This is a genomic window from Acinetobacter sp. YH01019 (assembly GCF_013420285.1).
GTDB lineage: Bacteria > Pseudomonadota > Gammaproteobacteria > Pseudomonadales > Moraxellaceae > Acinetobacter > Acinetobacter gandensis.
On the sequence record NZ_VOYM01000046.1, the window covers coordinates 1 to 20,569 of the forward strand.

Annotated in this window: 19 protein-coding genes and 1 pseudogene; 4 read left to right on the forward strand and 16 right to left on the reverse strand. The window is 39.8% G+C overall.

Translation table 11 applies throughout. The annotated features are described in order from the left end of the window. Nucleotides 1-120, forward strand: a pseudogene (locus FTT84_RS11185) (IS30 family transposase); the annotation flags it as partial. Between the two features lie 117 nt (nt 121-237). Further along, nucleotides 238-933, forward strand: coding sequence for a DUF1826 domain-containing protein (locus FTT84_RS11190; RefSeq protein WP_180058615.1), 696 nt, complete (start codon nt 238-240; stop codon nt 931-933). Between the two features lie 95 nt (nt 934-1,028). Here FTT84_RS11190 and FTT84_RS11195 read toward each other — a convergent pair whose 3' ends face one another. The 7 genes from FTT84_RS11195 to FTT84_RS11225 all read right to left on the reverse strand — a co-directional run bounded on the left by FTT84_RS11195 (nt 1,029) and on the right by FTT84_RS11225 (nt 8,466). Next, nucleotides 1,029-2,648 carry a PepSY domain-containing protein gene (locus tag FTT84_RS11195; protein ID WP_180081175.1) on the reverse strand — a complete coding sequence of 540 codons (1,620 nt, stop codon included), beginning with the start codon at nt 2,646-2,648 and terminating at the stop codon, nt 1,029-1,031. Nucleotide 2,649: 1 nt separating this feature from the next. Further along, nucleotides 2,650-2,943, reverse strand: a complete 294-nt coding sequence (locus tag FTT84_RS11200) for a hypothetical protein (RefSeq protein WP_067767023.1) — start codon at nt 2,941-2,943, stop codon at nt 2,650-2,652. 408 nt (nt 2,944-3,351) lie between these two features. Continuing rightward, the gene (locus FTT84_RS11205) at nt 3,352-4,518 is read right to left on the reverse strand and encodes a type III PLP-dependent enzyme (RefSeq protein ID WP_067766760.1); all 1,167 of its coding nucleotides are present in this window, start codon (nt 4,516-4,518) and stop codon (nt 3,352-3,354) included. A gap of 116 nt (nt 4,519-4,634) precedes the next feature. After that, nucleotides 4,635-4,874: a phosphopantetheine-binding protein gene (locus FTT84_RS11210; protein WP_067766762.1), complete on the reverse strand. Its 240-nt coding sequence runs from the start codon at nt 4,872-4,874 to the stop codon at nt 4,635-4,637. Beyond that, nucleotides 4,871-5,533: an isochorismatase family protein gene (locus tag FTT84_RS11215; RefSeq protein ID WP_067766765.1), complete on the reverse strand. Its 663-nt coding sequence runs from the start codon at nt 5,531-5,533 to the stop codon at nt 4,871-4,873. The genes FTT84_RS11210 and FTT84_RS11215 overlap by 4 nt, the downstream gene beginning before the upstream one ends. Before the next feature lie 32 nt (nt 5,534-5,565). Continuing rightward, nucleotides 5,566-7,230 carry a (2,3-dihydroxybenzoyl)adenylate synthase gene (locus FTT84_RS11220; RefSeq protein WP_180081177.1) on the reverse strand — a complete coding sequence of 555 codons (1,665 nt, stop codon included), beginning with the start codon at nt 7,228-7,230 and terminating at the stop codon, nt 5,566-5,568. 9 nt (nt 7,231-7,239) lie between these two features. Beyond that, the gene (locus FTT84_RS11225; RefSeq protein WP_180081179.1) at nt 7,240-8,466 is read right to left on the reverse strand and encodes an isochorismate synthase MenF; all 1,227 of its coding nucleotides are present in this window, start codon (nt 8,464-8,466) and stop codon (nt 7,240-7,242) included. Nucleotides 8,467-8,618: 152 nt separating this feature from the next. On the opposite strand from FTT84_RS11225, the gene FTT84_RS11230 reads away from it, so the two are divergent. Then, entirely contained in the window at nt 8,619-9,392 is a 774-nt protein-coding gene (locus FTT84_RS11230; RefSeq protein ID WP_180081182.1) for an SDR family oxidoreductase, read from the forward strand. 24 nt (nt 9,393-9,416) lie between these two features. Here FTT84_RS11230 and FTT84_RS11235 read toward each other — a convergent pair whose 3' ends face one another. Then, nucleotides 9,417-10,739: a condensation domain-containing protein gene (locus FTT84_RS11235; protein WP_180081184.1), complete on the reverse strand. Its 1,323-nt coding sequence runs from the start codon at nt 10,737-10,739 to the stop codon at nt 9,417-9,419. A gap of 217 nt (nt 10,740-10,956) precedes the next feature. Between FTT84_RS11235 and FTT84_RS11240 the strand changes: the two genes are divergently transcribed. Beyond that, nucleotides 10,957-11,763, forward strand: a complete 807-nt coding sequence (locus tag FTT84_RS11240; RefSeq protein ID WP_180081186.1) for a siderophore-interacting protein — start codon at nt 10,957-10,959, stop codon at nt 11,761-11,763. Nucleotides 11,764-12,049: 286 nt separating this feature from the next. Here the strand turns inward: FTT84_RS11240 and FTT84_RS11245 are convergent, their stop codons facing one another. The 8 genes from FTT84_RS11245 to FTT84_RS11280 all read right to left on the reverse strand — a co-directional run bounded on the left by FTT84_RS11245 (nt 12,050) and on the right by FTT84_RS11280 (nt 20,543). After that, the gene (locus FTT84_RS11245) at nt 12,050-12,850 is read right to left on the reverse strand and encodes a sulfite exporter TauE/SafE family protein (protein ID WP_180081187.1); all 801 of its coding nucleotides are present in this window, start codon (nt 12,848-12,850) and stop codon (nt 12,050-12,052) included. Between the two features lie 45 nt (nt 12,851-12,895). Further along, nucleotides 12,896-13,387 (reverse strand): flavin reductase, encoded by a 492-nt coding sequence (locus FTT84_RS11250; RefSeq protein WP_180081189.1) that lies wholly within the window; start codon nt 13,385-13,387, stop codon nt 12,896-12,898. A 161-nt stretch (nt 13,388-13,548) separates the two neighbouring features. Continuing rightward, complete coding sequence (locus tag FTT84_RS11255; RefSeq protein WP_067766786.1) at nt 13,549-14,592, reverse strand: methionine synthase; 1,044 nt, start codon at nt 14,590-14,592, stop codon at nt 13,549-13,551. Nucleotides 14,593-14,634: 42 nt separating this feature from the next. Next, nucleotides 14,635-15,624: a putative oxygenase MesX gene (locus tag FTT84_RS11260; protein WP_180081191.1), complete on the reverse strand. Its 990-nt coding sequence runs from the start codon at nt 15,622-15,624 to the stop codon at nt 14,635-14,637. Nucleotides 15,625-15,978: 354 nt separating this feature from the next. Further along, nucleotides 15,979-17,325, reverse strand: a complete 1,347-nt coding sequence (locus FTT84_RS11265; RefSeq protein WP_180081193.1) for an MFS transporter — start codon at nt 17,323-17,325, stop codon at nt 15,979-15,981. Nucleotides 17,326-17,541: 216 nt separating this feature from the next. After that, nucleotides 17,542-18,567, reverse strand: coding sequence for an enoyl-CoA hydratase/isomerase family protein (locus FTT84_RS11270; RefSeq protein ID WP_180081195.1), 1,026 nt, complete (start codon nt 18,565-18,567; stop codon nt 17,542-17,544). Between the two features lie 12 nt (nt 18,568-18,579). Beyond that, entirely contained in the window at nt 18,580-19,353 is a 774-nt protein-coding gene (locus FTT84_RS11275) for an enoyl-CoA hydratase (protein WP_067766798.1), read from the reverse strand. A 62-nt stretch (nt 19,354-19,415) separates the two neighbouring features. Continuing rightward, the gene (locus tag FTT84_RS11280; RefSeq protein WP_180081197.1) at nt 19,416-20,543 is read right to left on the reverse strand and encodes an acyl-CoA dehydrogenase family protein; all 1,128 of its coding nucleotides are present in this window, start codon (nt 20,541-20,543) and stop codon (nt 19,416-19,418) included. Between the last annotated feature and the right edge of the window lie 26 nt (nt 20,544-20,569).

The following is a 20,569-nucleotide window of genomic DNA, read 5'->3' on the forward strand; positions in this document are numbered from 1 at the left end:
GTTGCCATGTCACTGAATACTCGTCCTAGAAAAGCGTTAGATTGGCTTACACCATTAGAGAAATTTGCTCAGCTTGTTGATTATCATAAGACTTTTCAAACTGTCGCACCTCATGTTTGAATTCGCCCTCGTGCTATTTCAAGCAATATTATAAAGTGGATAAAAGATCGTTTACTCATACTAAGCACGGTGTATCATTTATGCTAATGTTTTTAAAACTCGCATAGTTGTTTATTAATGAAATCTATATTGACTTATTTTAGTCAAGTTCATAGCGTCACTACATTCCCAGAATTAATCGAAACACCCTTCCAAGGCAAGACCAATGCACTTTGTTGGACACGTGATCTACAAGGTGATTTTCAGGAAATTATTAAAAAATTAGAACTAACAGACAATATTACAGAATTATCAGCAGATGATCTTTTGCAGCTGTCTTTAACAACACAAGGATGTATCGCAAGAGATACTATCTTAAGCGATATGCAGCTTTTAACTGATATTGGTGCCTTGCCATCACTCAACCTCATTAAGCATTATGAGCGTGATAATGAATTAGATTTTATTTCGACCGATGTCTATTCGTTTCACGTAGATCGCTCACCCATCGCAACTGATACCTTCTTATGTACTTATTATGGTGCAGCGAGTGACATTCTACCGAATGATCAAGTTCAGCAGAAAATACAAATACCTGAAATACGAAATCAGTTGTTCAATTTATATGATGGCCCCGAAACAGGTTTTGACAGTTTTTTAGAAGAATATTTCTTTGATTTGCATTACCAGGCCAATGATAATGCTGTTCCAATCAATTTAGGCACAGGTCACTTTTGGCGTTTAGCCGTCGATCATCCTACACAACAAGTGCTGCCTTGTGTGCATCGTGCACCGGTTGAAAACGATCAACTACGTTTACTTTTAATTTGTTAGTTCTATCAAATACTTAAAATGACATTTTATTCATGATCGGTCAAATGACTACCTTTTAAATTTAGGCAAGGTTTTAAAACATTGCCTTGCCTAACTTATACTGTCCAAATACTTCCATTTTCAGCGTTGTTTTGTCGGCGCTTCGCTTGAATATAAAAACGTATAAAAATTGCCGCAAAAATAACAGCCGTAATATCAATCCACCACAAATAAGATGAAGATGCCCAAAGACCGATATTAGGTAGCATTAATGCAATGATAGAGGTCAGTGGTAATGCACAAAGAATAAGCGCAGTCAGCATGAGTAACTGAGGTAAAGCCTTTGCCGCACCAACGATAAAGCAGTAAACCAGTGTCAAAACAAAGACGATATAGTAACTGTACATAAACCAATGGTTTAGACTGGTTAATTCTGAGGATATGACATATCCCCAACGCCCAATCAACATGCTGCTAAAAATAGCAATCATACAACCTAAACATGCTCCGACAGTTAAATTCGCAATAGCCTTAACATCTTTACGTTGCTTAATTGTTCTTGTATCTGTTGGTTTTTGACGTTTAATACGTGATTCAATCCAAAGTAGATTTCCAGAATAAAATAAAAATGCCCCCCCTAGACCTAAAATCAAATAAAGCCAGCGGGTTAAGTCTCCACCATAATTACCAAAGTGCAAACTAAACATTGAGCGGATTACTTGATCTGCCGGCGTTGCATGGGTATTTAAATTACTGGTACTTAAAGGCTTATTTAAATATGGATTGAAAACGACCACATCAAAACGATCACCCCTCAGCATTTGATCTGCACTATACAGATTAGCCCGTGCCGATGCTTTTTCAGGTTGATCAAGGTTGTTAAAACTAATCGAACTGACCTGATATTCAGGCATTTGCTTTTGCATCTTTTCTAAAAGTTTCTCAACATTTAACGTCGCTACAGGCTCTACGATTTTCACAGCAGGTGGTCGCTGAAATAAAGACTTCCCCTTACCTGTTAATGTTCCAATGGCATCATAGAACACATCATGGAAGGCAAATGAAATCACGGTAACACTAATAATAATATGAAAAGGCAAACTGGTTATACCAACCACATTATGCGCATCTAGCCAAAATCTTTTTTTGTTCTTACCCGCTCGAATAGCAAAATAATCTTTAACCAAGGTCGGTAATAATACAATCAGTCCAGTCATTAACGCCAAGAAGTACAGCACACAAATGACCGCCATCACATACATTCCCAATGTATGATGACCTAAAGTACCTGGTATACCCGCCGTTTCATGTAACTGCTCGATTAACCATCCCATTTTAGACAGGTTTTCTTGTTCAACCTGTAAACGGCCATCGGCATCGAAGCTTGCCAGCATCTGCTCTTGATATGTATCAAAGTCATGGTCATCTTGCCCTTTTTGAGCAACGGCTTGCCATTGCATAGGTGCATAATGAAATTCCTTAGAATCAAAGTTCAGTTGAAAACTTTTTAGAGTTTCAGGATGTTTCGCTTGTACCTGCTGAATCAAAGGGTCATATTGCTGTGCAGTAATCGGTACCAGTTGTTGTTGCGGTGGTGTTGCCCAACGACTTAAATCATGTTGGAACATGCTCAGTCCACCTGCAAAAAAACAGATGAATAAGAAAATGCCTGAGCAGATACCAACCCATGTATGGAGGGTCTTGGCGTGGCGAATAATATCAGTACGTACTTTCATCTTAAAACCCCCGCATCCAACGCAGTACAGCATAAGTAAATAGATTTAGCAGCGTATAAATTAGAATGGCTTGCCATCCTTTGGGTATGAAATAGGCAATAAAACAAACAGGTAACCAAATCCAAGGAATAGACCACATACCAAATTGTGGCGCTAAGGCCGGACTTAAATTTTGCATCGCCCAGATTGTAATAATTGAAGCGCATAGCACGGCAAAGCTTAACCCCAAGCAAAAGCCTGCAAAAGATTTCGACCACCAATCAGGCTGGATTTTCTGTTGAAAGAGTGAATTCATGAGTGTGATTTTTTTATCATTAAAGAAATAAATGGAAAAAATGACCAGACGATGAGCATGGTTAACAGCCACATAAATATCGCGACTAATTTTGGTACAGAAATTAAAAATAAGATTAGTGCAAGGATGATCGCCCCTAACCCAAACCAACGACATATTGAAGTGAGTGGCCTTTTTAATATAATTTGATTTGGATGTGTACAGTACATCAGAGCACTTCCAAGCAAGACAAAGAAAAATGCAATAAATTTCAAAATGTACACCCTACAATTGTGATCTAATGTCCAGTTCTATACTTATGACTTAATTCATTCTAATGACTTTATGTCGTCGTCATTTTTAAAATGACAATGCCCAATCCTATATATTTAGATAGGATTGGGCAATTTTGCTTATATATAATATTGTTTATTCAAGATAAAATGTTTTTAACGGTGGGTAACCATTAAACTCCACCGAAGCGTATGAGGTGGTATAAGCACCGGTACTCAGCCAATATAACCGATCGCCCATGACCAAATCCTGTGGTAAAGGATAGGCAATCTTTTCATACATAATATCGGTCGAATCGCAGGTCGGCCCCGCCAAAACGACATTTGATTTTGGAGCATCATTATGCATTTTAGGTGTATAGATTGGATATTTAATCATCTCACCTAAGGTTTCAATCAAACCATTAAACACACCCACATCGGTATAAATCCATCGTTTTTCATCCTGTTCTGATTTATTGGCAATCAGTACAATTTCAGAGACCAATACCCCTGCATCTCCAACTAAGGAACGGCCTGGTTCTAAAAATAGCGTAACTTTACGATCAAAACATTCATCGATATAGCATTGAATGCGGTTTGCATAATCTTGAATGCTGTCAATATCAGCCAAATAACGTGCTGGAAAACCACCACCAGCATTAATTAATTCAAGTTGAATACCGTGTTGATGTTCCAGCGTATCAAATACGTCCTTAACCGTATTTAATGCCGTCCGCCAAACGGTGACATCATTTTGCTGACTCCCCACATGGAAAGACACCCCATAAGGCTGTAAACCTAATTGCTCGGCTTTGACCATTAGATCAATCGCCATTTGGGTATCACATCCGAACTTACGTGATAATGGCCAATCTGAAGTTGTACCCGATTCAACTAATACACGGACAAAGACACGTGAATTTGGTGCATGCTGTGCGATTTGTTCTAAGTCTGCTTGCGCGTCAGTGACAAAGAGTCGAATACCCTTGTCATAAGCATATTTCACATCAGCAGCTTTCTTAATGGTATTCCCAAATGAAATCCGGTCAGGTGAAATACCACAAGCCAATACACGGTCAAGTTCATATATGGATGCGATATCAAAACTAGAATCAAGTTTATCTAAGCGCTGAATAATTTCAGTACTTGGATTAGCTTTAACCGCATAGAAGATATTCGCCATCGGAAAACTTTGCTGAAGTTCTTGGTATTTATATTCAACGCGATCTAAATCAACCACTAAAAATGGACTGGGTTTATTCGCTGCAAAGTTCTGAATCTTTTGCCATTGTTGTGAAGAATAATAATTGTCTAACTGCATGGAATATCCACTCGCGTTACAAACTGAGGAACGAAAATGGCCGTGGCTATGGTATTGGCTGGGGCCGTTTATGTAGTGCTTAATCACTAAGATTCATCACTACGGGGCAATTTTTTTTAAGCAGCGACACGTTTTAGACGATGCTGCCATTCTTCTAGCGTTGGCTCTTCAACTAAATCTTGAAACTCGACGCTGATACCTTGTTCACGCCATTGACCGACCAAAGTCATTAAACTCATCGAATCCAATCCGAGCATAAATAAGTTATCGTCGTTTTGAATTTCAGTGGCATCAATGCCTAATTGTTTCGCTACAGTTTGACGTAAATCTTCTAAATTCACAGTGAGTATGCTCATCGAACAATCTCCGTGCTAAGAGGCGCTTTTAATTCATGGAGAACAGTTGTAGTATCAACGACTTTGGCACAACGTCCTGTTGCATATTTCAAAGCCATTTCATGTTCTTCTTGACTAAAATCTGCCAATGCATCTCCAACTAAGAAGGCTTGCATATCCAACATGAATGCTTCTGCAGCAGTCAGTAAACAACCGATATGTGCATAAACACCACAAATCACAAGTTGGTCACGCCCTGCTTCTTTAATACGTTGCTCAAAATCACTCTTTTTAAATGCGCTGTAACGCCATTTAGTCAATACCGTATCTTGCTCAGCAGGCTGTAGACTTGGAATAATTTGTACAATATTTGGGTCTGCTGCCAAACCTTTACCCCAAAAATCAGTCAATAACTGACGATGTTCAGTGCTTTGATCACCCGGTTGTGCGGTGTAATACACAGGAATCCCTTGCGCATGGCATTCATCAATGAGCTGACGGCAATGCTTTAAAAGTTCAGGAATAGGTGCTTGGGTTTGGTCATAAAAATCTAAGAAATACTGTTGTAGATCATGTACCAAAAGTACAGCGCGGCTTGGGTCCAGTGTCCAATTCACTTTATTGGTTGGAAAGTTTTGCGCTTGTGGCATTGGATAACTTGCGATACGTGGAATAGCCATGTGTTTACCTATCTATAATTTTATAAAGTGTGTTATGCAACTAAGCGTTGTCTTAAGGCTTTTTTGTCAATTTTACCGAGTGCGGTATACGGCATGTCTTCAACAAATTCGATACGATCTGGAATTTTGTAAGTTGCTAAACCATAATGCTGAACATATTGACGTAATTGCATCATGAGACGCGTTGGACTTGGGTCAGTAGTATCAGTGCGCCATTGAATATAGGCACAGCTTTTCTCACCCAACATCTGATCAGGCATAGATACCAATGCAGACTGAATAATTTGAGGATGCTGATTCAGTACTTGTTCTACTTCCTCTGTAGCAATTTTTTCACCACCACGGTTAATTTGGTCTTTGCTGCGACCTTCAACAATGATGTTTCCTTCTGCATTGATACGGACTAAATCACCTGTTCGGTAAAAACCATCTGTTGTAAAAGCATTACGGTTGTGTTCCGGAACATTAAAATAGCCGCGGATGGTATAAGGGCCACGTGTTAACAAATGACCCACCTCACCCTGAGGCAGCTCACGATCTTCATCATCGACAACTTTAATTTCGTCGTCGGCACTAATACGGCTGCCTTGTGTAGAAATGATCTGTTCAATGTCATCGTTATAACGTGTGTAATTCACTAAACCTTCAGCCATACCAAACACTTGTTGCAAACGACACTGATATTGTTCAATTAATTGACGTGCCAAAGCATCTGCGAGACGAGCACCTCCAACTTGTAGCACTTCTAACTGTGAAAAAATATTTTCCGCGCCCTTAGACACTGCCTCTACCCATGCAGCTGCTAAGGCAGGTACCAATGCTACATGTGAAACCTTGTGCTGTTTAATTAAAGCAAAACATGCTGCTGCAGTTGGGTCCTGCGACAGCACCAAAGTCCCGCCTGTATAAAATAGCCCTAATGAACCGGCTGAACTCATACTGAAATTATGCGCCACAGGTAAGACCATCAACATTTTTGTGGTTTGATTCAGCTCACAAATGTCGGCACTGGCGCGAACACTATATAAATAGTCATCATGGGTCCGTGGAATAAGCTTAGGCGTACCCGTACTGCCACCTGATAGTTGGAAAAAAGCGACATGACGTGCTGTTAAGTTAGGCGGAACGACGCGCTGTTGTTGATATTTGGATAAATCAGGCCACGTGGTAAACCCGCTTAATTCACCCGAATTTCCAATAACCAACACTTGCTGCAAACTTTCACAGCGTTGTTTACATTCTAATGCCAATTTACGGTAATCAAACCCCATAAAGCGATCTGCACAGATATACAATTTCGCTTGGGTTTGACCAATAAAATGACTCACTTCAGCATGGCGGTGTGCAGGTAAACTCATAATAGGTCGCATACCGATGCGTAAAGCACCAAAATATGCAATGAAAAATTCAGCAATATTAGGAAGTTGAATCACCACACTATCGCCAACTTGATAACCTTGCTTACTTAAATAAACTGCAAATTCATCAATATGTTGTTGTAGCTGCGCATAACTAAAATGACGCTCTCCACAAATAATGGCTGTGTTTTGTGCATATTTTTCAGCACATTCAATAAAAAAATCACTTAAGGTTTGGCCAAACCAATAGCCCTTCGCAATATATTTTTCAACAAATTCTTCAGGATATTGAGCAATCCCTTCCCAAAGTTTTTGTTCTAACAGTGTTTGTTCAGACATGATTAGACCTTAGCGATACGTCAATTGATCTGCATTTAAGCCAAGTGCATTGAGCATGGTCTTAAATTTGGCAATGGTTTCATTCAACTCACTGGTCGGTTGTGAAGCTTCGACGATGCCTGCTCCCGCGTATAAGCGTGCAGAATGTTCAAAAATACGACCACAGCGTACATTGACAGCCCAAGCACCATTTCCACGTGCATCACTCCAACCCATCGTGCCGGCAAATAAATTACGCTGAAATGGTTCTAACTCTGAGATGAGTTGACGTGCCAAAGGTGCAGGTTGGCCACAGACTGCTGGTGTTGGATGTAAAATTGATGCGAGATCAAAAACATGCATTTCAGGATCTTTCAATGTCCCTTGAATAGGCGTAGCCAAATGCCATACCGTACTGGTCTTAATTAAAGATGGCGACCTTGGAATACTTAAGCTCTCACACAGGGGTAATAATTGATCAGCAATTGCTTCAATCACTACAGCATGTTCATGTTGATCTTTCGCTGATGCAAGTAAACGCTGTGCTTGTTCCTGATCTTCTGCCACATCCACACAACGTGCCAGTGTTCCGGCAACTGGATTGCTAAATACAAATTGATTTTGCTTTGCGACTAAAAGTTCTGGACTCGCACCCATGAACCAACCTTGTTCTTTTGGGTCTTGTGCAAATGCAAAGGTATAACCTTCAGGGTTGGTTTTGAATAATTGATAAAACAGTTCTTCAATCTGAATTTTTTGTTCACTTTGTAAATCAATTGCACGTGCTAAAACTGCTTTTTCAAGTTCTGTGCTTTTCATTAAAGCTACAAGTTTTGCAACGCCATCAACATAGTCTGCTTGTGGAGGAATCAGTGTGGCTTGAACTTGTGAGAGTCGTTCAAGAGGCTCTGTTAAATCTAGTCCTTCAGTGACATAGGTATTTTTTGCTTCCGCAATCGACATTTCAGGCAAATCACGATTATCGAAAGGCAAACTGCCAACTAAAATCAGTTCAGCATTCCCCGTTGCTTGAATTTTTTGTTGCAATCTTTGTTTAGCATGTTTTAACCAAGTTTGTTGTTGTTCAACAAAGCCTAAGTTTGTATCACGTTCAAATTGAATCGATTCAACAAGTTTTTTACTCGAAATCGTCCCCGTCGGTGTTGCAAATACAAAACCTGCAACATCCGCTTCAATTAAGTCGTCCTTGGTTATTCCAATCATGTTTTTAAATACTGATGGTTCTACTGGCAACATATTTGCTCTCACATCTTTCAATTATGTTTTTTTACCGTTCAGCCCTACTGCCATTTCAGCTAAAGTAGTTGAACGCCACAACTATAATGATTATTATTCTCAAGTAGCAATGATAATCGTTACGTTTTGTTAACATATTCAAGGATTCTTAAATGTCCACATTATTTATTGTGACCGGTGCTGTACGTGGCATTGGTGCAGTGGTGGTAAAAAAATTACTTCAACAAGATCATAAAGTCATCGGTATCGATCTCAATCCCGACCTTCTTAGCTGGGAAATCATTGAGCAGTTAAATAACGCCGAAAAACAAAAATTTCATGCTATTTCTCATGACATTTCTAAAACAAACTCCCTGATTGAAAAAATCCAAAACTCCCCATGGTCAGAGCAACCGATTACAGGTTTGGTTAATGCCGCAGGTATTCTTGAAATGGGAAGTTTGCTCGAAACAACTCAAGCCCAATGGGAACACAATTTGGCCGTAAACTTTATGGGACCTGCATTATTGTCTCAGTGGGTAGCCAAACAAATGCTGCCACGTCATGCAGGCTCAATTGTGAGCATTAGCTCAAATGCGGCGTTAGTACCGCGCATGAATATGGGGCTGTATGCAACAACCAAAGCAACAGTTAGCCATTTCTTTAAAAACTTAGCACTTGAATTGGCACCGCACGGTATCCGCTGCAATTTGGTATTACCCGGCTCAACCCTCACCCAAATGCAAAAACAACTTTGGACAGATGATCAACCACCCGCAGGTATTGTTGAAGGCAATCTTGAACAATACCGGAGTGGCATTCCGCTGAAAAAAATTGCAGAACCTGAAGATGTTGCCAACGCAATTTTGTTTTTACTCTCAGATCAAGCAAAACAGATAACTATGCATGAATTGGTAGTCGATGGTGGTGCAACACTCGGTGTTTAAAGGAATTTCACCAAACTGCCAGAATTAATCTGGCAGTTTTTTTTGTATATTTAATTGACCGGCTTTGAGCTTAGGTTGGTCCAACCATGTGCGAAGCATATGCATAAAGTCATGCCAATATTCGCCCAATGATTCAACATTGTAGAGTTCTTTATGACCATCAACCGCAAGGTATAAACGTTCAATGCCGTTGACAAATTTATTGGTAATTGCAATGTCAAAGTCTTCGATTGGCCCCGCAGAAATGGTCGTTTTGCTTAAGTGACAGCCTTCAAATTGCTCAGGCAATGGATATGGAATCCAATTCACAATGGGCCCAAATAGAATATTTTCGTATGGATCGAATCCCTCTAGTTCAAAACGCATTTGCTCAAAGTAGCTGTTTTGATGTGGACGAATTTCATTAAATCGCTGTGCGAGCAATCTTACAGTTTCAGTTAAATTGTCTTGATCTGTAGCAGCAAGACGTAAAGGTAAAATATTCATCACAAGACATGGCGTACGCATCGCCGCAGTACCCAAACGTGACATAAAGGGCACACCAAAGCATTGTTGTGCATCGCCTGATTGTTTCACTAGATAGCTCATCATGACGGCCATCACCACCATGGCACTTGGCAATTTAAGCTCAGCAGCCAATGTATTCATTTTTTGTTGGGTATCCCAATCAATGACATCTTCATAGCGAGGCCCTTGATAGAACGGTTGTTTTAATTTGCGTTTTAATCTTTTCTTAGGTGCCAGTTCATTGGAAAAATTATCACGCCAAAATTTTAAGTCTTTCTCTGCTTTAGCTGATTCTAAATAGCGATGCTCATCCGCTAAGAACTTCTCGAAATGATCAAAAGCCTTATTTTGTAGCGCTGTTCCGTTTTTCAAAGATTGGTAATAGTCGAGGAAGCGATTAATCATTAGGCCATAAGCATAACCATCTAAAGCTACATGATGCGCTCTAAAGAACAGCCCGTATTTTTGCTCACCTAAATTGGCAAAAATATAGTCATATAAATGCCCGACACTTAAATCGAATGGCGGTTCAACTGCTTGATCAGCCCAATCTAATATTCCTTGAGCATCTAAATGTGATAAATCAACAAATTGAGGCGCTCTGAGTGCAACATCATCTACACGGTAAACTTTGCCATCTTTTTCTAATGCACGCCAATGTAAAGCCTTAGCTTCCTTTAAGGTTAGTTCAATTGCTTGATGAAATAATTCTCGATTTAATGGGCCATCAATCACCAACCATTCTGCGGTGTGAAATGGGTAACTGCCATGATAATGATGTCCCTTCCACATACTGTGTTGTGCACGAGTTAAAGGAGCTAAAGAATCCATTGTTTGCATGAGTTATACCGTAGATCAAACAATTTTTATAAAGAAGTATAAAAATCTAAATGTATTTATAGAAAAGCACCGACGACACTAATTGGGTCGCGCAGAAATACTAAGTATAATCATTATCATTTGCAAATAGTTTTTATTTACATTACATTTAAACCACAGAATGCTCTGTTTTACACGTATACAGCCCCCTCTTTTCACTCAAAATAGCAGAATAATCATGGCTCAAAATTCACTCCCATTGCCACGTTATATCTCTGTACAGTCGTCAGAGAAAATTACACCTCATCTACAGCGGGTCTATTTTTCTAGTGAAGATTTTTCGGATTTTCCTAAGAATCAAAATGGCGCACATATAAAATTCTTTTTTCCAGAACAGCCTGAATTAAAACCCATTTTACCGAGCCGAAATGAACAAGGAAAAGTCGTTTGGCCGAATGGAGACAAGCCCATCACACGTACCTATACGATTCGTCATTTTTTAGAAAATGAACAATTGTTGGTTGTGGACTTTGTTCGTCATACAGAATTTGGTATTGCTGCTAACTGGGCAAAACAAGCACAACCAGGCCAAATTTTAGGTCTAGCTGGGCCTGGAGGACGCCCACGCTTTAACCCTGAAGCAAATTACTGGGTGTTTATTGGCGATTTGTCAGCACTGCCGATGATTGCAGCATCTGTAGAGCTACTTCCTGAGCATGCACAAGGGGAAGTTTGGATTGAAATTGAAGCTGAAAATGACCGTATTGAACTTATTCATCCTAAAGCTGTCAATATAAATTGGCTGATCAATCAAACCAATATTGAAACTCAAATTGAAGATGCAATGCAACGATTGAACTGGCTTGACTCCAATATTTCTGTGAGCTTGGCGGGTGAAAATACACGTGTAGTTTCACTCCGTCATTTATTTAGAAATAAGTTTGGCGTTAATAAAGCCAACATGTATGCCGTGCCATATTGGAAAGTTGGTCAAACCGAAGAAGGCTACCATCAGGAACGCCATCAAGTGATGGATGAAGAATAGCTTTGTATTTACGCGAAAATATTCATTTGATTTCTCATATCTAAGTGGCATTAGCCAAATCTGAATATTTTTAAAGGGATATCTATAAAGCAGGTTATGTTGTGAATCTAAAATTTGAAATTATTTTTATTATCATTGTCACAGGCACCGTAACTTTAGTGGTGACGCAATTAATGATGAAATATTCATGACACTAAAGACTTAAATGTTGTGATTATTGAAATTTAAAAGCCCACAAAATGTGGGCTATACACTTGCTGAATAATTAGTAATTAGTAATTAATAATTAAAGAAAACCTTTCACCAAGAAAAAGCATCCGACGCAAACCAGTAACACAGCAAAGCATTTCTTAAGTACTGCTGGTGATAAGGCATGCGCTGCTTTTGCACCAAATTTCGCAGTAAAGAAACTCATGATACTAATACCTAAAAATGCATAGATATGAATATAGCCAATGGTATTTGGCACATTCACTTCAGCTTTCATACCAAATAGCATAAAGCCTAAAGCGCCAGCTATTGCGATTGGTAAACCACATGCAGCAGAGGTTCCGACTGCTTTTTGCATGACCACGCCATAATGAGTCAAATATGGAACGGTTAAACTACCACCGCCAATACCAAAAATGGCGGAAGCGATGCCAATCCCTGCTCCAGCACCCATTTGCGCTGAAGTCGTAGGTAAAGTTTTTGTACTGTCGACCGTTTTTTTTGGGCCCATAAACATATTGTATGCAACCCAAAGTAAAAATAGACCGACTATAAATTGTAAATACACAGCAGAAAGCCAACCTGCAATACCTGCCCCGAAGAAACAACCAATCGCCATACCCGGTGCAAGATTTTTAAATAACGGCCACATGATACCGCCCTTTTTATTGTGCGCCATCAATGAACTGATTGAGGTCACCACAATAGTGGCTAATGATGTCCCTAATGCTAAATGCATCACAACATCAGGGTTATAGCCCATTTGGCTAAACACGATAAATAATAATGGGACAATAATGGTGCCGCCACCCACGCCAAACAGCCCAGCAGCAAAACCCGCCAATGCGCCAATGACTAAAAATATAATTAATTCCACGAGAGATGATCTTGATATATTGAGTTAAAAATTTAAAGAAAAGGGTTAAGCAAGTTCAGTTTCACCCACCTGATGATAAGCACGATTAAAGTAAACCAAGGCCTGATCGTCTTCATTCTTTTGAATTGCAACAATTGGACAAATGAAAATAGTATGTGTCCCCACTTCTTGTATTTGTTCAATTTCACAATCAAAACTCACCAAGGCATCTGTTAATACAGGTGCACCCGTTTCAAGCTCAGTCCAATTGCCTAAAGCAAAGCGCTCGTCTGAACTCAGTTTTGACGCGAATGCATTAGAAAGTTGTTCATGCTGCGCACCTAGGACGTTAACCGTTAAAATTTTGTTTTCCACAAAGTAGGTATGTGAGCGCGATGCTTTATTCATACACACCAATAAAGTCGGTGGTGTATCAGTCACGCTGCACACTGCAGATGCGGTAAAGCCATGACGACCTGATGCACCCATTGTAGTGACAACATTCACTGCACTTGTTAATGATGACATTGCATTTTTAAAGTCGATTGCTTCAACCATGATGAGGTTCCAAAATTTAAACGGTTTTGCCTAAAGGTATTACTGAAAACAGTGCAATGCAGCAAGAACTGGCTTGCCACATTACATCGAATAGAATTTACATATTTGCGTGATATTTTATATGAAGCATATTCTTATATAACATCACCTATGCGCGACAATTAGCGTGCAAGTTCTTGGCGAATAATATCTGCACCAGCACTTAAAGCATTTAATTTACCACGTGCTACTTCACGACCCAGTGGTGCCATACCACAGTTGGTTGACGGATAGAGTTTATCTGCATCTACAAACTGAAGCGCTTTACGCAATGTATTTGCCACTTCCTCTGGTGTTTCAATCACATTGGTTGCCACATCAATTGCACCGACCATGACTTTTTTACCACGGATCAATTCAATTAAATCCATCGGTACACGTGAGTTTTGACATTCAAGCGATACGATATCAATTTTAGACTGCTGTAGTTTCGGGAAGGCTTCTTCATATTGGCGCCATTCTGAACCGAGTGTCTTTTTCCAGTCTGTATTTGCTTTAATACCGTAACCATAGCAAATGTGTACCGCAGTTTCACATTTTAGACCTTCTAATGCACGCTCTAAAGTGGCAACACCCCAGTCATTTACTTCATCAAAGAATACGTTAAATGCAGGCTCATCAAATTGAATGATATCTACACCAGCAGCTTCCAACTCACGTGCTTCTTGGTTCAGGATTTTCGCAAATTCCCAGGCCAATTTTTCACGACTCTTGTAATGACCGTCATAAAGCGTATCAATCATAGTCATTGGACCAGGTAAGGCCCATTTAATCGGCTGATCTGTCAATGAACGTAGAAATTTTGCATCTTCAACAAAAACTGGTTTTTGACGAGATACAGCACCCACTACAGACGGTACGCTCGCATCATAACGGTCACGGATTTTTACGGTTTCACGTTTTTCAAAATCTACGCCATCCAAATGCTCAATGAACGTGGTCACAAAGTGCTGACGGGTTTGCTCGCCGTCACTGACAATATCAATGCCTGCTTGCTGTTGCTCATGCAAAGCCAAGCGTAATGCGTCTTTTTTTCCGTCCAAAAGCTCTTGATCTTGCAATTTCCAAGGTGACCAAAGCTTTTCAGGTTCTGCAAGCCAAGATGGTTTCGGTAAGCTGCCTGCTGTTGATGTCGGTAATAGCTGTTTTGGGTGTACAAGGGCCATGTCTAATCTTCTTTCTCTAAATTCGTTAATCTGGTATCTAAGTTAAGCAGCGTTTGCATTTTCCACTGTGAAGTTGGCAGCCCATTGTTCAAGCACTTCTTTATATGGCTTGATAAAGTTTTCTTCAGTCCATTTACCCTGTTTAACCGCCAGTTGACCACGTTCAACACGGTCATAGACAATACGAGTCAATGAATAATCCTGGAAATTTAAACTTGGTTGATACACTAAACCTGCTGTTGCATTGGTATTGTAAATTTCTGGACGGTAGATTTTTTGGAAGCTTTCCATGGTGCTAATTGCACTGATTAATTCGAAATCTGTATAGTCACTTAACAAGTTATTTGCAGAATAGAATGCCAATGGTGCAGTCGCATTTTCAGGTTTGAAATAACGAACGCTTAACCCCATTTTTGCGAAATAATCGTCTGTACGTGAATAGTCATCATTGGTGTATTCCACGCCTAAAATTGGGTGAACATTCGCAGTGCGATAATACGTTTTAGTGGTTGAAATACTCAGGCAAATGACTGGCTGTTTTTTAAATTCAGCTTTGAATACATCTGAATTAACAAGGTGTTGGTAAAGTTTACCGTGTAAATCACCAAAGTCTTCAGGCTTTTCATTGAACTTACAACCCAATGCGGGCAATACCACGCTGAAATCATAATCACGTACATAAGATGAAAAGCTATTACCAATCATCCCCTCAATACGTTGATTGGTTTTATGATCGATGATGGTACTTTTCAAAGTTTCAATAAATGGGAAAGTTTGGCCATTACCTTCTATATCGAGTTCAGCAGAAATAATGTCAATTTCAAGTGAATAACGGTCCGCATTTGGGTTGTCACATTTCGCTAAAGTGTTAAAGCGATTATTGATCATTGCCAATGTACGACGTAGGTTTTCTTCACGGTGCTCACCACGTGCTAAGTTGGCAAAGTTCGTAGTCAGGCGTGTGCTGTCAGCTGGTTGATAGTTTTCATCAAAACGAATACGTTTAATTGAACATGCAAATTTTTGACTCATGGGAGTGTCTACCTAAAATTTCGTTAATTAGAATTTCTGTATGCAGTAATTTATACGTGAAAGTTAAGATGAATAAAAATGATTTAATCTAAACCAAAGATGAGTAAAATTCACTTAAAGAATCCAACTCAATACCAATCTTAAATATATTTATATTTTTCAATTATTTATATATAAATTAGAAAACTTTAATAATTTAGTATGAGCGAAAAATGGTGTTTTTTATGTAAAAAAGCCACATACAAAGCTGTATGTGGCTCATGTTAACTTTAAATTTTCTTCATGTTTTGTTCAAATTAAGCATCAATTTATTCACTTAATGAATTTTGAAAGTTTAAACACTTAAAAATTAATTTATGAATCATTTAAAACAGGTTTCACTGATTTTTGTGCATTTGCATTCTTAGACTTGATCATATCAGGCTTTAAAAATGATGATGCAATGATAGCTACGATTGCAAAACCAATAATGTAGTAAATAATCAGATGTGGGCTGCCCCCGCCAATACTCAACAACTTTGTAGCGATTAATGGTGCAAGGCCACCACCTAATACACCTGCGAATTGTACTGAGATCGAAATACCGCTATAGCGAATCTCCGCAGGAAATTGACGTGCAAAGAGCTGTGACTGTGGTGCATACATTAATGGGAAAACCAAACCGATGCCAATTACAATTGCAGCCCAAACCAAAGTTGGATCTTTGGTATTTAACATGGCAAAAAATGGATAACTATATAGAGCTAACACACACAGACCAAATCGAAACATATTGCGTTGACCGACTTTATCTGAAAAATGCCCAAAGATTGGTGTGACCACCATAATCACTGCGGCACCACAGATTGTTGCGAACAAAATATCTTGGCGCGGAATTTCAAGTTGTGTCGTTGTATAAGCCAATGCAAATGTAGATGCCAAATAGAACCATGCGTTTTCTGCTGCACGTGATAGCACAATAGTCACGAGTTCTTTCGGGTGCTTTTTAAAGACTTGTAGCGCTGGTACTTTAACGTGCTCAGCCTTCTCTTTCACTTTTTCAAAGTCTGGAGATTCAGGAACTTTCACACGGATATACCAACCCACCGCTAAAAGCACAATACTTGCTAAGAATGGTAAACGCCAACCCCAACTAAATAATGCTTCTTCAGGTAGCATCGAAACCAAACCTAAAGCCACTGATGCTAAGAGTAATCCACCACCAGTACTTGCCTGAGGTAAGCTTCCCCAGAAGCCCTTACTGCCTTGAGGTGCATGTTCAACTGCCATTAATACTGCGCCGCCCCATTCACCACCCATGGCCATGCCTTGGACAAAACGAAGAATAATCAAACACACCGTTGCCCAATAGCCAATGCTTTCAAAGGTTGGTAATAGTCCAATCATAACTGTAGGAATTCCCATCAGCATGAGCGTGACAAGCAGCATGGATTTTCGGCCAATTTTATCCCCAAAATGACCAAATACTATGCCACCCAGCGGTCTACCAATAAAACCAACTGCATATGTCGCAAAAGCTGCTAAGACGCCCGTTAGTGGATCTAAATTTGGGAAAAACAGCTTGTTAAAAATCAGCGCGGCCGCTGCACCGTAAATAAAAAAGTCATACCATTCAATGGTGGTTCCCACCATGCTAGAAATACCGGCTAAGCGGTGTGAGGACTTCTTGTCCTGAGGATGATTTTGTTGAATATCCTGCATCACTATGTTCCTTATATCGATCTTTTTGAGTTTTGATTTGATTTATCCATACTGGGTAAGTTGAATAAATTTAAGATTTCCTTTTTACATCTCCCGACGAAATTAAAATGAACCGTTGCTTTAAAATGCAGAGAAATTCTCAATTTCCTTTCTCTGCGCATACTTGAAATACGTTTAAACTTTTTTTTCTGGGTATGGTGATCATTCAGTTAAAATTTAAATAATTTCAGCCAAAATTTGATCTAATGCTGGATTATGTTGTTGCCACTTTGGCTGTTTATCTTTATCAACAATCAACGCACGAACACCTTCTATAATGTCGCCATGATCAAACCAAAGATCTTGTAAATGACGTTCAACTTGCATGCATTGCTGTAAAGACATGCTACGACCTGCCAGTTGTAGTTTTAGACTAATATGTTTGGCAATCGGTGAACGCTGTTGCAAAGTATTTAATGTTTTGCTCGCCCAAGCTTGATTGATCGCGTCTTGTTCCTGTTCTAAACTTTGCTCAATTTCGGACACATCTGCATAAGCAAAATGCTTACTAATGTTTTGGGCATTTTGTCGTAAATCACTTTCGGCTGGATGCGTGATGTAACGTGCAATCACTTGTTCTATATTTTGTTGAGTGAGAGGGTTTGTTTGCACTAAGGTCTGTTCTAAAGCTGCAAACTTTTCACTCGGCACATGATAATCAATCAAATCTAAATAAAGCGCATCACTACTCGATATCTGATCCCCCGTCGTTGCCAAATACACGCCAATATCATCTAAGCGAGATAAAAAATGTGTAGCAGCAACATCTGGGAAAAATCCAATTGCAGTTTCAGGCATTGCAAAGCGTGACTTTTCACTACTCACCAAAATGTGACAGGCTTGCGCTAAACCGAAACCTCCACCTAAAACATAGCCATCTAACAACACAACAACTGGTTTTATATAGCTACGCAATGCGTTGAGCATGTCGTATTCTGCTTGAAAATAGGCTTTATGATCATCCGTACCATTTTGATAGCAATCATATAAGTAACGAATGTCGCCACCTGCGCAGAAGGCTTTAGGACTATTTGATTTAATTAGTACTGCTTGAATTTCATCATCATGTTGCCATAGTTTCAGTTGCGTTCGTATGCCATTAATCATCTCAATCGTCAAAGCATTTAAATTGGAAACCCGATCTAAAATAATCGTACCCAAAGCTCCTTGGCGCTGAATGATTAAATTATTTTCCTTGCTCATGTCTGCACATCCTTATTGATTTTTAAAGTTAGCTGGACGTTTTTCTACAAAGGCTTGCATACCTTCTTTTTGGTCTAATGTGGCAAATACCGAATGAAATGTACGACGTTCAAAACGAAGGCCTTCAGCAAGGCTCACTTCAAAGGCACGGTTAATCGATTCTTTAATCATCATGGTGGCAACCAAAGACTTTTCTGCAATTTTTTCAGCTGCAGCCAAAGTCTCAGCCAATAATTCCTCTTTGGTAAAAACACGCGCAACCAGCCCACTTTGTTCCGCCTCGAGTGCTCCCATTTGACGTGCGGTTAAACACATTTCCATGGCTTTAGCTTTACCAATCGCAAGGGTTAAGCGCTGTGTCCCACCAATACCTGGCAGTACGCCTAAAGTAACTTCAGGTAAACCAAATTTGGCGTTGTCTGCACAGTAAATGAAGTCACACATTAAAGCCAATTCACAGCCACCACCTAGAGCATAGCCACTGACTGCGGCAATGAGAGGTTTGCGACGCTGTGCAATGCGATCGGCCAAATGAAAGAAATCATCAAAATAAATATTGGGAAAATTCAGCCCTGCCATTTCCTTAATATCCGCACCCGCAGCAAAAGCCTTTTCAGAGCCTGCTAATATCATGCAGCCAATCGTTGAGTCTTTTTCTAAATCGTCCAGTGCAAGATTCACGTCACTGATTAACTGCGTATTTAATGCATTGAGTGCTTTGGGGCGATTTAAAGTGATCAATCCCACGCCATTTTTTTTCTCTAGTAATATTGTTTCAAATTGCATTAGGTCGCCCTTTTTATTGATCTGGTTCTTTGTTTCTGTCTCTAATATTTAAACGACTATTTTTATAAACTCCGCGCAATCACTAAACGCTGAATATCACTGGTACCTTCATAAATTTGACAAATACGCGCATCGCGGTAAATGCGTTCAATTGGAAAATCTTTTAAATAACCATAGCCACCAAAGACTTGTAGTGCAGCTGAACACACACGTTCTGCCATTTCAGATGAAAAAAGTTTGGCCATAGAGGCTTCATTCAGACAGGGCTGTCCTGCTTCTTTTAAACGTGCAGCGTGATGAACCAATTGACGTGCAGCTTCAATTTCTGTTGCCATGCTGGCTAAGCGAAATGCTACTGCTTGATGCTCAAAAATAGGCTTACCAAAGGTGATGCGCTCTTTGGCATAGCTGGTTGCTTCTTCTAAAGCCGCACGAGCTAAACCGACGGCTTGAGCAGCTATTCCAATTCGACCACCCTCTAAGTTCGATAAGGCAATTTTTAAGCCTTCACCTTCTTTGCCAAGCATCATACTGTGTGGTATACGCACATCAGTTAATGCAATTTGGCAGGTATCCGAGGCATGTAAACCAAGTTTTTCTTCAGTACGAATAACGTCATAACCTGGTGTGTCACGTGGCACGATAAAAGCGCTCATGCCTTTTTTACCGGCACTCGGATCTGTCACCGCAAAAACGATAATCACACCTGCATTATGACCGGAGGTAATAAATTGTTTTGCTCCATTAATGACCCAATCATCACCGTCTTTCACTGCACGGGTTTTAATTGCAGCTGCATCAGAACCAGTATGCGGTTCAGTTAAAGCAAAAGCGCCAATCATTTTTCCCTGAGCTAAAGGAAGCAGATACTTCTGTTTTTGTTCTTCCGTGCCAAACTTGGCAATCGGAACACAGCCTACCGAGTTATGTACACTCATGATGGTTGAAGTTGCACCATCTGCCGCGGCAATTTCTTCTAGGGCCAAAACATAGGCTAAGTTACCCGTATCGGAGCCACCATATTGATCCGACACCAACATACCCAAAAAGCCTAATTCGCCCATTTGTGCCAATGCATTTTTTGGAAACGTACCATTTCGATCCCAATCACTTGCATTCGGTTTCACTTGTTCCTGTGCAAAACTACGCGCCATATCCTGAATCAGTAATTGTTCTTCTGTAAATTGCATTGCATATTCCCTTGTCTTTTATATCT

Coding starts and splice junctions, on each gene's coding strand:
- FTT84_RS11195 (WP_180081175.1), bottom strand. CDS start 2,648: ATGAAAGTACGTACTGATATTATTCGCCACGCCAAGACCCTCCATACA.
- FTT84_RS11215 (WP_067766765.1), bottom strand. CDS start 5,533: ATGGCTATTCCACGTATCGCAAGTTATCCAATGCCACAAGCGCAAAAC.
- FTT84_RS11225 (WP_180081179.1), bottom strand. CDS start 8,466: ATGTTGCCAGTAGAACCATCAGTATTTAAAAACATGATTGGAATAACC.
- FTT84_RS11260 (WP_180081191.1), bottom strand. CDS start 15,624: ATGAGTCAAAAATTTGCATGTTCAATTAAACGTATTCGTTTTGATGAA.
- FTT84_RS11230 (WP_180081182.1), top strand. CDS start 8,619: ATGTCCACATTATTTATTGTGACCGGTGCTGTACGTGGCATTGGTGCA.
- FTT84_RS11210 (WP_067766762.1), bottom strand. CDS start 4,874: ATGAGCATACTCACTGTGAATTTAGAAGATTTACGTCAAACTGTAGCG.
- FTT84_RS11240 (WP_180081186.1), top strand. CDS start 10,957: ATGGCTCAAAATTCACTCCCATTGCCACGTTATATCTCTGTACAGTCG.
- FTT84_RS11255 (WP_067766786.1), bottom strand. CDS start 14,592: ATGGCCCTTGTACACCCAAAACAGCTATTACCGACATCAACAGCAGGC.
- FTT84_RS11280 (WP_180081197.1), bottom strand. CDS start 20,543: ATGCAATTTACAGAAGAACAATTACTGATTCAGGATATGGCGCGTAGT.
- FTT84_RS11200 (WP_067767023.1), bottom strand. CDS start 2,943: ATGAATTCACTCTTTCAACAGAAAATCCAGCCTGATTGGTGGTCGAAA.
- FTT84_RS11275 (WP_067766798.1), bottom strand. CDS start 19,353: ATGCAATTTGAAACAATATTACTAGAGAAAAAAAATGGCGTGGGATTG.
- FTT84_RS11265 (WP_180081193.1), bottom strand. CDS start 17,325: ATGCAGGATATTCAACAAAATCATCCTCAGGACAAGAAGTCCTCACAC.
- FTT84_RS11190 (WP_180058615.1), top strand. CDS start 238: ATGAAATCTATATTGACTTATTTTAGTCAAGTTCATAGCGTCACTACA.
- FTT84_RS11235 (WP_180081184.1), bottom strand. CDS start 10,739: ATGCAAACAATGGATTCTTTAGCTCCTTTAACTCGTGCACAACACAGT.
- FTT84_RS11205 (WP_067766760.1), bottom strand. CDS start 4,518: ATGCAGTTAGACAATTATTATTCTTCACAACAATGGCAAAAGATTCAG.
- FTT84_RS11250 (WP_180081189.1), bottom strand. CDS start 13,387: ATGGTTGAAGCAATCGACTTTAAAAATGCAATGTCATCATTAACAAGT.
- FTT84_RS11220 (WP_180081177.1), bottom strand. CDS start 7,230: ATGTCTGAACAAACACTGTTAGAACAAAAACTTTGGGAAGGGATTGCT.
- FTT84_RS11270 (WP_180081195.1), bottom strand. CDS start 18,567: ATGAGCAAGGAAAATAATTTAATCATTCAGCGCCAAGGAGCTTTGGGT.